Genomic DNA, 11,601 nt, shown 5'->3' with positions numbered 1-11,601 from the left:
ACTACTGCGCGGGCACGATGCCCTTGCGCAGGATCTGCAGCGGCTCGGTCCAGCGCAGCAGTTCGTCGAGCATCTCCGTGGCAGCCGCCTCCAGCGGCGGGGTGGGCCGCAAGCCGCCGTCCTGGATGAGCTGGAACACGAAGGGGATGGCGACGCCCTCCGGGATCGGCATCACCTTCAGCGTCGTCACGATCTGCTTGAGCACCTGCACCGAGCGCAGGCCGGCCGCCACACCGCCGTAACTGACGAACGCGGCCGGCTTGTACAGCCACTCCCGGTGAAGGTAGGAGATCGCGTTCAGCAGTGCGGCGGGAGGGCCGTAGTTGTACTCGGGCGTCACGAAGACGAAGGCGTCCGCCTCGTCGACCGTGGCGCTCCAGGCACGCGTGTGCTCATGGGCGTACTGCCCGGAGCGCGGATGCGCCGGTTCGTCGAGAAGCGGAAGCCCGAACTCGGCCAGGTCGACGAGTTCGACGTCGAATCCGCCGTGCTGTTCGGCGGCCTGCGCCGCCCACTGTGCGACGGGCAGCGCCAGACGGCCGGGACGGGTACTGCCGACCACGACATGCAGCTTGGGCATGTACGAAGCCTTTCTTGTGGGTGAGAGCGGGTGAGAAGGCGCAGCCGTGGTCAGCTGTGGTCCTGCGGGGGCGGGCCGGGGTGCTGGGGCGGAGCCGCCTTGGTGACGCCGCTCCAGTGCTCGGACAGCAGCCCCTCCCGGATGCGGAAGGCGTCGTAGATGTAGTACGGGTATGTCCCGCCGTCGGGGTCGGGCTGGGGCACCAGCCCGGCGCATACGACGATGTCGCCCTCGGCGACGAGCAGCACCGGCGGGTTGAGCGGCTCGGCCGGCGTCGGCACGGGGCCGTCGGGGAACACGTTGCGAACGAACTTCTCCAGTCCGGCACGGCCGGTCGGGTAGTGGGCGACGAACTGGTGGTAGTCCTCTGTGACGAAGTCCTTGACGGCGTCGGGATTCTGCGCGTCGAAGACGCAGCGGTAGAGGTCGGTCACCAGGCGTTTGTTCGCCTCCGTGTCGTTGCCAGGAGGCGTCGACACGACGACCGCGCGCGACGGCGTGTCCAGTGCCGGCGGCTGCGGCAGGGCGACTTTGTTGACGGAGGGCCAACGCTCCGTGATCCGCCCGTCCCGGACTCGGTAGGTGGTGAACGTGTAGTAGTCGAAGGTGGATCCGGGTACGTCCGGATCGGGCTGCGGCAGGTAACGGCAGACGCTGACCAGGTCGTTCTCGGCAATGGTGAAGACCGGCTCCCGCCGCTGACGGACGCCGTCCGGTCCCTCGGCCTCGGCCTCACGCCGGAAGCGGGCCCGCAGGTTGTCGGCGTACGCCTGGACACCGTCCGGGATGTCGGCGCCGTGCTGAATCAGCTCGGGGGCGACGTAGTCGGGGACGGCGTCGGCGTTGCGAGCGTCGATGACAGTGGTGAGGAATTCGAGCACCAGCCGCTTACTGGCGACGGTCGCGGGCGTGGGTACAGGGGACATGGGAACGCTCACTCTCGTTGTGGTAATGGCTCGGACGACCGGCGGGCCCGCTTCAGGCCGGCACCGCCGACCGTTCGCCGCTGTCCAGGCGCCGGAACCGGCTGCCGTGGAAAATCAAGGGGTCGGCCGCGGGAGCCCTCCACAGACGGCCGACCTCCAGCAGCGCGATGGCGTGGTCGCCGGCGGGCACTTCGGCGCGCAGCGTGCAGTCGAACCACGTGATCGCGCCGTGGACGAACACCGCGCCCTGCTCGTTCGCCTCCCAGGGCACCCCCGCGAAACGGTCCTCCTCGCTGCCCGCCAGCGCACGGCACACAGTGTCCTGGCCTTCGCCCAGCACGCTCAGTCCCAGCTGGGGCAGTCCCCTCAGCCTGGGCCAGGTGCGCGACGAGGTCCGCATGCAGACCGAGACCAGCGGGGGTGCCAGCGACACCGATGTGAAGGAACTCACGGCCATGCCCACCGGGTCGCCGCCGTCCATCCCACCTATCGCGATCACCCCGCTGGGGAAGCAGCCGAACGCCTCCCGCAGGGTCTGCTCGTCGAGGGCCGTCGTCGGCTCCGGCCGACGTTCAAGGCCCTGGACATCACCGCGCCGCACACCCTCACCGCGCTCCCGGTTCACCATCGGGTCACCTCTCTCCTGTTGGCGGCCGCGACCGCACTCAGCCGACCTGAGGCAGGCCGCCGCCGAACATGGACAAGGGCTCCAGCCCGAGGACCTCGCGGCCGCTGATCTCCGCCATCGGGTCGAACCGGATGGCGCCGTGGGTCGCCAGCACGCGTACGTCGCGCACGAAGCGCTGGATCGGGTTCTTCAGGCTCACCGTGGAGGAGCCGAGGGCGTGCTGCATTCGGTCCATGGCCTCCGCGCACAGCCGGACGGCGTAGACGAGGTCCATGGTGATCTCGGACTCCTCCGCCGCCGTGAAGTCCTCCCCCGCCAGCGCCCGACGGTCCACCTCGTCCGCGTGCCGGAGGATCACGGCTTCGGCTGCGTTGATCACCGCTCGCGCCGTGCCGGCGGACACCTGGGTGGACTGCATGTCCGCCACCGTGGGGTAGGGCAGGTTGAACGGCTTGCGCACCCTGGCCTGCTCGACGAAACAGTCCAGGGTGCCGCGGGCCATGCCGAGGGCGACCGCCACGTTGCTGAGACAGGTGGTGATCATCAGCGCCCGCATCCCCTTGCGGAATGCGAGGCCCGAGTAGCGCTCGCGGACGCGTTCCATGGTCGCGGGGAGATCGGCCATGTCGAGGACTCGGTGCTCGGGGACGAAGACCTCTTCCTCGACGGCGATCGAGTTGCTCGACGTGCCCTTCAGGCCCATGACCTTCCAGTCGTCCAGGATCGTGTACTGCTCGCGCCCCAGGAGTGCCATCCCGCGGCGGGGGTTCCCGTTCGCGTCCTCGTATCCCACGCCGACGACCGCCCAGGCGGCATGCCTGCACCCGCTGCCGAAGGCCCACTTGCCGCTGACCAGGAAGCCTCCTTCCACGGCTCGGGCCGCCCCCACGACGGGGGAGAACACCGAGGCACCCACGGCCAACGGACCGACCCAGGTGTCGACCTCCTTGAACACCTCCTCGACGGTCTGCTCGGGAAAGTTGAGCAGCATGCGGATGCCGCCCGTCACGAACACGGTCCATGCGGCCGATCCGTCCCCCTCCGCCACCGCCGAGACGACCTCGACGGTGTCGCGCGCACCGAGGGCGTCCCCTCCGACCTCGGGCGGAAGCATGATCTTGAACATGCCGGCCTCGTGCAGCGCCTGGAGTGTCTCCGGTGTCAGCGCGCCGATCTCCTCTCCTTCGAGGGCATTGCGGCGCAGCAGCGGCACAAGGCCGCGCGCAACGGCGGAACGAGACGCATCCTTCTCACTCATCAGGCTGCTCCTTCAGGGATTCGGGTCGCCGCCATCGCGACCGGATCACAAACTGAACTGCACTGTTCAGTTCAATGCGACTGTACGACAGGGCCACCCCTGGGTCAACAGGCCAAGCGGCGTGGGTATCCGCGGAGTCAGCGGGCCCGAGGAGAGCGAGATGACGGTCGAGGGACGCCCGCCCGGCGGACGACCTACCTGCCGCTGGCGGCGAGCAGCGCGCCGGTCGTCTTTCCGGCCCAGCTCTGGCGTGCCCTTTGCCCGACCAACCGGCGCAGCCGGGCCTTGGATGCCTCTCGGGCCGGCAGGGCGTCTCGGTACGCGGGTCCGGGTCGGGCGATCGCAGGTCGAGTCGGCCCGCGGTGGCGTCCCGGGCGGTCCGTTCCGTTCCGGTGAGTGGCATCAGCCCCGGCCTGACCACCCACCGGCCCAGGGCGAGCAGGCCGACGATCGTGACGGCGAGCAGTGCGGCGTTCAGCGAAAGCAGCTTCGAGGTGGCGCCGTCGGCAGTTCCGAACGGCAGGGTGACCACCGTGCTCAGGCCGTCCGGGCCGGGGTTGAGCAGGACTCGCCAGCGGCCGTCACCGCTGACGGCGGACACGGTTTCCGGTGCCCGTCCCGCAGGCCCGCGGTCCTGCGCCTCATCGGCCGGCCGGGGTCCCGGCTTGGTCTCGGCGCCGGGGGAGTCGTTCGGACGGCGCCCGGAGGAGTCGTGGAAGTAGACGTGGTCCACCGCCCCGCACACCGACGGCCACGACCACAACCACAACCACAACCACAACAAGGCGGCGGACGCGCCGCACGCCGTCAGCGACCCGGACCGGGCCATGGCCCTCACCCCGGCCGAGGGAGTCGAGGCCCGCCGCGCCATCGCCGACCGAAGAGGAGGGATCGGACGGTGGGGGAAAGGCGACTGATTCGCCGAGTGCTCGGGTGCGGCCGTCGCGGCCCCGGCTGCGGCCGCTGTCGCTGTCGCGTGCCGAGGTGATGTCCGCCTGCTCAGGCCCCGTTGCCCGACAGCCAGGGGAAGACGTGGCCGTGCAGGGCGTCGGGAACGGCCGGCAGGGCGTCGGCACCGCGGGTGCGCAGGGCCCGCAGGAAGAGGGATGTCACCCAGCGGGCCTGCGCCTCATGACGCGCGGAATCGGCGGCGGAGCCCGGGGCCAGGAGCGCGTCCATCTGCGGGCCGGCTGCCGCCATGCGTACGAAGAGTGAGGCGTAGGCGTCAGGGTCGGGCAGCGTGTATCCGTGCCGGAGCGCGTCCTCGCGGAGCGTCGCGGCCGTGACATCGACGACGTGCGGGACCCCGAGAGAACTGACCGCCTCTATGAGTTCGGGCCGACGGGCGGTCTCGGTGGTCAGGACGCGAAGGAAGGCCAGGGAGTCCGGGGCGGTCGTCGCCTCAAGAAGCTTGGTGACGATGTGCGCGAGCCTCTCTCCGGGGTCGTCGACGGAGGAGAACATCGTCTGGTCCAGGTCGAAGTCGAGGGACGCGCCCCCACGTTCGATGACTGCGCCGAACAGTGCGACCTTGTCGCCGAAGTGGGCGTAGACGGTCGTCTTCGACACACCGGCCTGCTCCGCCACCGCGTCCATCGAGGTCTGGTCGAAGCCCCGGCCGAGAAACAGCTCGACGGCCGCGTCGAGGATTTTGCCCCGCTTGCCCCGCCTGCCCTGCGGGGCCGTCTCGGTGTGGGGGCGTTCCTGTCCAGGCATCTTCTCGCTCCTCGTCGGGGCAGCGGCGTTCGAAGCCCCATGGTTCCTCGTCTTGACGACAGACTGGACCCTACCGTACGGTCTAGCCGCACTGAACGGCACAGTCCAGTCGGCCCCCCAACAGCACCGAACTCCTGGCCGCCCTCCAAGGGGCGCGGGAACCGCGCGACCAGCCCCCACCGGACCCGCGGCCGAACCCGAACCCTCAGTCCCCCGGATGCGTGGCCGCGAACATCCGCAGCACCACCGGCAGCACCACCACCGAAGGCCCGGGCGTGGCAAGCGACTTCACCAGGTCGTCCGCCAGCGCCGCGGGCGAGGTCCGCACCGCCGGTACCCCGAACGCCTCCGCCAACCCCACGAAGTCCGGCGAAGCCAACTCCGTTCCGGTCGCCGACCCGAACGCGTCCGTCATGTACTCGCGCAGGATCCCGTACCCGCCGTCGTCGACGATGAGCCAGGTGACATTGAGGTCGTACTGCCGGGCGGTGGCCAGCTCGGCGATCGAGTAGAGCGCGCCGCCGTCGCCGGAGACGGCGAGGACCGGGTGGGTCGGGTCGGCCACCGCCGCGCCGAGGGCGGCGGGGAAGGCGTAGCCGAGGCCGCCCGCGCCCTGGGCGGAGTGCAGGCGGTTGGGGCCCTTGGCATCGAAGGCCGACCAGGCCCAGTAGGCCAGAATGGTCATGTCCCAGAAGGAGGGGGAGGCGGCGGGGAGGGCGGCCCGCACGGACGCCAACACCTCCTGTTCCAGGGTGAGTTCCTGCGCGGCGATGCGCGCGGCGACCTTCGCGAGCACCTCGCGGACCCGCTCGGGGGCCGTCGCGTCCGCCCGCTCGGACACCGTCTCAAGGAGCGCCTGCAGGGCGAGGCGCGCGTCCGCGTGGATGCCCAGCGCCGGATGGTTCGACTCCAGCTTGCCGAGGTCCGCCTCGACCTGGATCACCCGGCCGCGCGGCTTGAACGTGTGGTAGTTGGAGGAGAGTTCGCCGAGGCCCGAGCCGACGACCAGCAGTACGTCCGCGTCCTCCAGGAAGTCCGTCGTGTGGCGGTCCTCGATCCAGGACTGCAACGACAGCGGATGCTTCCACGGGAACGCGCCCTTGCCGCCCGGAGTCGTGACCACCGGCGCCTGCAACGCCTCCGCCAGCTGCCGCAGCTTGCCGGACGCGTCAGCCCGGACGACTCCCCCGCCCGCGATGATCGCCGGACGGGCCGCGGACGACAGCAAGTGGGCCGCCACCGCCGTCAGTTCAGGGCGCGGCGGCAGTTCCTCCGGGAAGGCGTCGCCGCCCGTCACCACCGGGATCGAGGTCTGTGCCAGCAGTACGTCCTGCGGGATCTCCACCCACACCGGCCCGTGTGGGGCGGTCAGCGCCGACTTCCAGGCCGCCTCGATCGCGGACGGGATCTGGGACTGCGTACGGACCGTGTGGACCGACTTCACCACGCCCCTGAACGAAGAAGACTGGTCCGGCAACTCGTGCAAGTACCCGTGGCGGCCGCCGCCCAGCCCGGCCGCCGGGATCTGGCTGCTGACGGCGAGGACGGGGGCCGAGGCCGCCGCCGCCTCCTGGAGCGCGGCCAGCGATGTCAGCGCGCCCGGCCCGGTCGAGAGGAGTAGCGGGGCCGCCTCGCCCGTGATGCGGCCGTACGCGTCCGCCGCGAAACCCGCGTTGTTCTCCACCCGCAGGCCGATGTACCGCAGGTCGGAGCGGCGCAGCGCGTCGAACACGCCGAGCGCGTGCTGGCCGGGGAGGCCGAAGACCGTCGTCGCGCCGAGTGCCGCCAGCGTCTCCACGACCAGGTCTCCGCCGGTGCGGCCGGGGGGAGGGTTCAGCGCGGCCTCCGCCTGAGCGGCCGTCGGGCGGAGTACCAGGTCGTGGTCGTGGGTCACTTCGCTGCCTTCTCCTGCTTCTCCTGCTTTTCCCGCGCGATCTGGCGGGACATGATCGTGGTGAGCTCGTACGCCGTGTGCGACGCGGCCACCGCGGTGATCTCGGCGTGATCGTACGCGGGCGCCACCTCGACGACGTCGGCCGATACCAGGTTGCAGGAGGCCAGGCCCCGCAGGATCTCCAGCAGCTCCCGCGAGGTCATGCCGCCGGCCTCCGGTGTCCCCGTGCCGGGCGCGTGGGCCGGGTCGAGGCAGTCGATGTCGATGGAGATGTACAGCGGCCGGTCGCCGACGCGCTGCCGCAGCTGGTCGGCGATCTCGTCCACGCCGCGCCGCATCACATCCGCCGACGTGACGATCCCGAAGCCCATCTTCTCGTCGTCGGTGAGGTCCTGCCTGCCGTACAGCGGGCCGCGCGTGCCCACGTGGGACAGGGCCGAGGTGTCGAGGATGCCCTCCTCCACCGCCCGCCGGAACGGGGTGCCGTGCGTGTACTCGGCACCGAAGTACGTGTCCCAGGTGTCGAGGTGCGCGTCGAAGTGCAGCAGCGCGACCGGACCGTGCCTCTTGGCGACGGACCGCAGCAGCGGAAGCGCGATGGTGTGGTCACCGCCCAGGGTCATCAGCCTCGCCCCGGTGCCCAGCAGCTCGTCGGCCGCCGCCTCGACCGTCTCCACGGCCTCGTTGATGTCGAACGGGTTGGCCGCGATGTCACCGGCGTCCGCGACCTGGGCGAGGGCGAAGGGCGAGGCGTCCTGCGCCGGGTTGTAGGGGCGCAGCAGCCGGGACGCCTCACGGATCGCGTTGCCGCCGAAGCGGGCACCCGGCCGGTACGAGACACCCGAGTCGAACGGCACGCCCACGACCGCGACGTCCGTGCGGCCCACCTCGTCCAGGCGGGGCAGCCGGGCGAAGGTCGCGGGGCCGGCGTACCTGGGTATGCGGGAGGAGTCGACGGGGCCGCGGGGCGTCTCGTTGCTGCTCATGAACTGCCTGCTTCCTGCATACGCTTCGTCGCGCATGCATCGTTATGCGCTGTTATGTACTACTGGGGATGACTCTACTCGTGAGCCGAGACCGGCTCGGACACGGGTTCGGGTGCCCGTCCGGCCAGCCGCTCCCGCCAGGCGGCGAGGACGGCCGCGTCGGTGGCCGGGGTGCCGAGGGAGACGCTCACGTACGCGGTACTACTGCCGCTCGGCGCCCGCCCCGAGGAGGTGGCACCGCTGCTCGGCGGCGCTCCCGGCGCCCGGTGGACCGTCGCACACGCCCGCCCCTCCAAGGACGCCCCGCCGCCGGACGCGCTGGCGCCACGCTCGGGGCGGCCCTGGCTCGGCGCTGGTCGACGCCCGGGACGGCGTCGTACGGGTCCTCGTCCCCGCCGACCGCGAGGTCACCGCCCGGCCGGGCTGGACGTGCGGGGTCAGCGCACCGGCAGGGCCGAACGAGTGGGCGTCTGCCGACGTCCAGGCCACCCGGCCCCGGCGCGGGCGACCCTCTGCACGGCGGTTGGGACCGTACGGCCGTCGCGCTGACCTTGCACCGCAACACGGTCCGCCAACGCATGGGCCGCTGCGCGGCGTTGCTGGACTCGGACCTCGACGACCCAACCGTACGGATGGAGTTGTGGTTCGCACTGCGGGAGCGGTGAGCCGCGGGCGGTCAAGACGGACGGAGCAGCGAACCGAGAGTTGAACGGGGAAGTGAACGGGGACGCGGACGGGAAGTGACGCAGGTCGCAGCGGCGGATACGCCCGCGACTCCCACAGTTGTCTGCCTCACAATGGAGGCATGCCGATATCCGGGACCCCCAGCCGCGCCGAGCTCGTCGAGCACCTCGTACGGACGCGTATCGCGGGCGACGTCGCCACGCCGCGCGAGAACAACCTCTCCCACTACCGCGAACTGGCCAACGGCAACCGCCACTACTGGCTGGGCCTGGAACTCGACGACCGCTGGAGCGACGAGCAGGACGTGCTGGCCGTGATGGCGGAGCGCGCCGGTGTGAACGACGACCCCGGTTACCGCTACGGCCAGGACACCATCGACCCGGACCTGACGGTCGACGCGCTGGAGCGCATGGCGGCCCGGCTGCGCAAGGCGGCGGGGGGCGGGCAGCGCGTCCTGTTCGCCACCGGCCACCCCGGCGGCCTCCTCCAGGTGCACCACGAGACGGCGCGGGCGCTGCGCGCGGCGGGCTGCGAGATCGTGGTCATCCCGGACGGCCTCCAGACGGAGGAGGGGTACGTCATGCAGTTCGCGGACGTGGCCGTCCTCGAACACGGCGCCACCCTCTGGCACACCCACTCCCCCGAGCCGATGCGCGCCATCCTCCGGGGACTTGAGGGCGCCGGCCGCCCGCTGCCCGACCTGGTCGTCGCCGACCACGGCTGGGCGGGCTGCGCCGGCCAGCTCGGCGTCGACTCCGTCGGCTACGCGGACTCCAACGACCCGGCCCTCTTCCTCGGCGAGTCCGAGGGCACCCTCCAGGCCGTGGTCCCGCTCGACGACCACGTGGTCAGCCCGCGCTACTACGACCCGATGACGGCGTACCTGCTGGAGCAGGCGGAGCTGGCGTAGAACCGCGGCTCACTCCTCCGGCCCGTAGCGCGGATCACTGGTCCGCATGTGTACTTGACAGGCAAATGTTGGGCGATCATCGCACGTGCCCTTTGTGACCTGGTCGCCGGGCAGAGCGCCTCGGATCGCGCGCTCTGCGGTGACGCACGGTCGCACAACCCCGCAACACCGCTTCGGCCGTCACCGGGGTACGCGTACGACGCCCTGCCGTAGCGGCCGCAGGGCGGATCGTCCACGCAGCGGAGGTCCACGGCGGCCCGGGCCGCCAGCATCCTCTCCACGACGGCCGGTGGGAGGCCGTACGCGGGGAGCCGCTGTTCGGCGGTGGGGAGGGTCTCCGGGTCGTGCGCGGCCGGCATCGGGGCCTGGTGGTCGAGGCCGTCCTCGTACCGCTGGAAGGAGGCGGAGAGGGCGAAGATCGGCTGCCCGTGCTGGACGGCGACGACGCGGCGCGCGGTGAAGGAGCGGCCGTCGTTCATGCGCTCGACGGTGTGGACGATCGGTGCGCCGGCGTCGCCGACGCGCGGGAAGTACGCGTGGAGGGAGTGCGGCAGCCGGTCCGCCGGGCCGCGGCGACGAGCACCTGCGCCGCGACCTGCCCGCCGAAGACGCGCGGCACGATGGCGGGCCGCGACCGGCCGCGGAGGATGTTCTCCTCGATCTGCTCCAGGTCGAGCAGATCGAGGAGATCCTGAAGTGGTGCCTGACTCATGAGGTCAGTTGTACTGGACGGTAATGTCCGGGGCCTTACAGACCCATGTCCTTGGCGATGATCGACTTCATGATCTCGCTGGTGCCGCCGTAGATACGGTTGACGCGGTTGTCCGCGTACAGGCGGGCGATCGGGTACTCGTTCATGAAGCCGTAGCCGCCGTGCAGCTGGAGGCAGCGGTCGATGACGCGGTGGGCGACCTCGGTGCAGAACAGCTTGGCACTGGCGGCCTCGGCCGGGGTCAGCTCACCGGCGTCGAGGGCCTCCGTGGCGCGGTCGGCGACGGCCTCGGCCGCGTCGACCTCGGCCTGGCAGGCGGCCAGTTCGAACTTGGTGTTCTGGAAGGCGGCGACGGGCCGGCCGAAGACGACCCGCTCCTGCACGTACTGCTTGGCGAACCGGACGGCCGCCTTGGACTGCGCGTAGGCGCCGTAGGCGATGCCCCAGCGCTCGGAGGCGAGGTTGTGGCCGAGGTAGTGGAAGCCCTTGTTCTCCTCGCCGAGGAGGTCCTCGACCGGGACCTTGACGTCGACGAACGCCAGCTCGGCGGTGTCGGAGGTCTTGAGCCCGAGCTTGTCCAGCTTGCGGCCGAGGGAGTAGCCCTCCGCCTTGGTGTCCACGACGAACAGGGAGATGCCGTGGCGGCGGTCCTCGGCGCTGGGCGCGTCGGTGCGAGCGCAGACGATCATGCGGTCGGCGTGGACGCCGCCAGTGATGAAGGTCTTGGAGCCGTTGAGGACGTAGTGCGTGCCGTCCTCGGAGAGCTTCGCGGTGGTCCGCATGCCCGCGAGGTCGGAGCCGGTGCCCGGCTCGGTCATCGCGATCGCCCACATCTCCTCACCGGAGACGAACTTCGGCAGGAACCGCTTCTTCTGCTCGTCGGTGGCCAGCAGCTTGATGTACGGCAGGCCGAGCAGGACGTGCACGCCCGAGCCGCCGAAGGTGATGCCCGCGCGGGCGGTCTCCTCGTACAGGATGGCCTCGAACTTGTACGAGTCGATGCCGGCGCCGCCGTACTCCTCGTCGACGCGGATGCCGAAGACACCCAGCTCGGCGAGCTTGTAGTAGAAGTCGCGCGGCGCCTGGCCGGCGGCCAGCCACTCGTCGTAGACGGGGACGACCTCGGCCTCGATGAAGGCACGCAGGGTCTCCCGGAACGCCTCGTGATCCTCGTTGAACACCGTACGGCGCACCGCCGCCACCTCCACCTGAGTACCTTCGGATGTGCCAAGCGCCCCGCCCACCATGGCTAAGCGCTTGCTCACCAAAAGATACCGGCGGGTAGCGACACCCGTCCAGATGCAGAC

The 11,601-nt window shown here is 70.9% G+C and carries 9 protein-coding genes and 2 pseudogenes; 2 read left to right on the top strand and 9 right to left on the bottom strand.

Annotated elements, in window-relative coordinates:
- Position 1 precedes the first annotated feature (1 nt).
- The 7 genes from I8N67_RS26180 to speB form a co-directional block, all read right to left on the bottom strand.
- Positions 2–580 carry an NADPH-dependent FMN reductase gene (locus tag I8N67_RS26180; RefSeq protein WP_200306186.1) on the bottom strand — a complete coding sequence of 193 codons (579 nt, stop codon included), beginning with the start codon at positions 578–580 and terminating at the stop codon, positions 2–4.
- Between the two features lie 50 nt (positions 581–630).
- Complete coding sequence (locus tag I8N67_RS26175; RefSeq protein WP_200306184.1) at positions 631–1,506, bottom strand: nuclear transport factor 2 family protein; 876 nt, start codon at positions 1,504–1,506, stop codon at positions 631–633.
- A 52-nt stretch (positions 1,507–1,558) separates the two neighbouring features.
- Entirely contained in the window at positions 1,559–2,134 is a 576-nt protein-coding gene (locus I8N67_RS26170) for a flavin reductase family protein (RefSeq protein ID WP_200306182.1), read from the bottom strand.
- A gap of 37 nt (positions 2,135–2,171) precedes the next feature.
- On the bottom strand, positions 2,172–3,392 hold the full coding sequence (locus tag I8N67_RS26165) for an acyl-CoA dehydrogenase family protein (protein WP_200306181.1): 1,221 nt from the start codon (positions 3,390–3,392) through the stop codon (positions 2,172–2,174).
- 999 nt (positions 3,393–4,391) lie between these two features.
- Complete coding sequence (locus tag I8N67_RS26160; RefSeq protein ID WP_200306179.1) at positions 4,392–5,108, bottom strand: TetR/AcrR family transcriptional regulator; 717 nt, start codon at positions 5,106–5,108, stop codon at positions 4,392–4,394.
- 205 nt (positions 5,109–5,313) lie between these two features.
- Positions 5,314–7,002 (bottom strand): thiamine pyrophosphate-binding protein, encoded by a 1,689-nt coding sequence (locus I8N67_RS26155; protein ID WP_200306177.1) that lies wholly within the window; start codon positions 7,000–7,002, stop codon positions 5,314–5,316.
- Positions 6,999–7,988: an agmatinase gene (gene speB, locus I8N67_RS26150; protein ID WP_200306176.1), complete on the bottom strand. Its 990-nt coding sequence runs from the start codon at positions 7,986–7,988 to the stop codon at positions 6,999–7,001. The genes I8N67_RS26155 and speB overlap by 4 nt, the downstream gene beginning before the upstream one ends.
- A 159-nt stretch (positions 7,989–8,147) precedes the next feature.
- Here speB and I8N67_RS26145 point away from each other — a divergent pair.
- A pseudogene (locus I8N67_RS26145) lies at positions 8,148–8,653 on the top strand (helix-turn-helix domain-containing protein); the annotation flags it as partial.
- Positions 8,654–8,793: 140 nt separating this feature from the next.
- Entirely contained in the window at positions 8,794–9,582 is a 789-nt protein-coding gene (locus I8N67_RS26140) for a phosphatase (RefSeq protein WP_200306174.1), read from the top strand.
- A 206-nt stretch (positions 9,583–9,788) separates the two neighbouring features.
- Here the strand turns inward: I8N67_RS26140 and I8N67_RS26135 are convergent.
- Both I8N67_RS26135 and I8N67_RS26130 read right to left on the bottom strand, forming a co-directional pair.
- Positions 9,789–10,294 (bottom strand): annotated as a pseudogene (locus I8N67_RS26135) (acyl-CoA thioesterase); the annotation flags it as partial.
- Between the two features lie 35 nt (positions 10,295–10,329).
- The gene (locus tag I8N67_RS26130) at positions 10,330–11,487 is read right to left on the bottom strand and encodes an acyl-CoA dehydrogenase family protein (protein WP_200306172.1); all 1,158 of its coding nucleotides are present in this window, start codon (positions 11,485–11,487) and stop codon (positions 10,330–10,332) included.
- Positions 11,488–11,601 lie beyond the last annotated feature (114 nt).

This window comes from Streptomyces adelaidensis (assembly GCF_016598475.1).
Classification (GTDB): domain Bacteria; phylum Actinomycetota; class Actinomycetes; order Streptomycetales; family Streptomycetaceae; genus Streptomyces; species Streptomyces adelaidensis.
This window is presented reverse-complemented; position numbering and strand designations above follow the sequence as displayed.

Bases quoted from the DNA above. Each gene is read 5' to 3' on its own strand.
- I8N67_RS26180 (WP_200306186.1), bottom strand. From the start codon at position 580: ATGCCCAAGCTGCATGTCGTGGTCGGCAGTACCCGTCCCGGCCGTCTG.
- I8N67_RS26175 (WP_200306184.1), bottom strand. From the start codon at position 1,506: ATGTCCCCTGTACCCACGCCCGCGACCGTCGCCAGTAAGCGGCTGGTG.
- I8N67_RS26170 (WP_200306182.1), bottom strand. From the start codon at position 2,134: ATGGTGAACCGGGAGCGCGGTGAGGGTGTGCGGCGCGGTGATGTCCAG.
- I8N67_RS26165 (WP_200306181.1), bottom strand. From the start codon at position 3,392: ATGAGTGAGAAGGATGCGTCTCGTTCCGCCGTTGCGCGCGGCCTTGTG.
- I8N67_RS26160 (WP_200306179.1), bottom strand. From the start codon at position 5,108: ATGCCTGGACAGGAACGCCCCCACACCGAGACGGCCCCGCAGGGCAGG.
- speB (WP_200306176.1), bottom strand. From the start codon at position 7,988: ATGAGCAGCAACGAGACGCCCCGCGGCCCCGTCGACTCCTCCCGCATA.
- I8N67_RS26140 (WP_200306174.1), top strand. From the start codon at position 8,794: ATGCCGATATCCGGGACCCCCAGCCGCGCCGAGCTCGTCGAGCACCTC.